1 protein-coding gene is annotated in these 678 nt (G+C 52.2%); it reads left to right on the top strand.

Annotated features, from left to right (window positions below; translation table 11 throughout):
- The coding region (locus ACTHUR_RS14590; RefSeq protein WP_440399302.1) for a pilin glycosylation ligase domain-containing protein at positions 1 to 678 on the top strand (678 nt) is incomplete at both ends.

The following is a 678-nucleotide window of genomic DNA, read 5'->3' as shown; positions in this document are numbered from 1 at the left end:
TCTTTGGATTTGCGCCGTCCCTTTTCTCTCGCTCTACCGAGTCGGTCCACTGCCCAGCTTTTATTTGGAAGCCATCTCTCTGAGCGGCTCATTGGTACTGACTTTGATTAGCGCACACAAAAGTCTGCTGAATATCCGCCTTCCTGCACTCAGTATCGGCTTGTTTGCCATGGCCGCATTTTGGTCGCTCCAAGCGCGCCTCATGTATTCCACCTACCCCGGCATGAGCGATATTACCGCCTGGACCTTTGTTATTTTGGCACTGGGCGCATGGTCGGTGCGGGGCTGGGTAGCAGCTTACGGACAGGAACGCGTCGTCAGCATCTTTGCTTGGTCTTTATTGATAGGTGCAACCATACAGGCCGTCATCGTCTGGCTGCAATTTAAAGGCTGGTCTAACGTAGAGTGGTTGAACGGCATCATTGCCCGAAGCAGCGGTACCGTAAACGGCCAACTCGGCCAGCGCAATCATTTGGGACATTATTTAATGTGGGGCATTTTGGCGGCATCCTATTTATGGACGGCGCGCAAAATGTCCAATACAGCAGGTTTTCTGTTTGTATTGGCATTGACTGCGACCCTCGGCCTTGTCAACTCGCGCACCATCTTAGGCTACATTGCCGCCCTATTCCTGATTACGCCGTTATGGTTTTGGCGTACCCGTTTCCAACACAAACG

The sequence above is a fragment of the Neisseria sp. P0021.S007 genome (genome assembly GCF_051956855.1).
The sequence above is the reverse complement of the archived record's forward strand: the minus strand, read 5'-3'. Positions and strand labels throughout refer to the sequence as shown.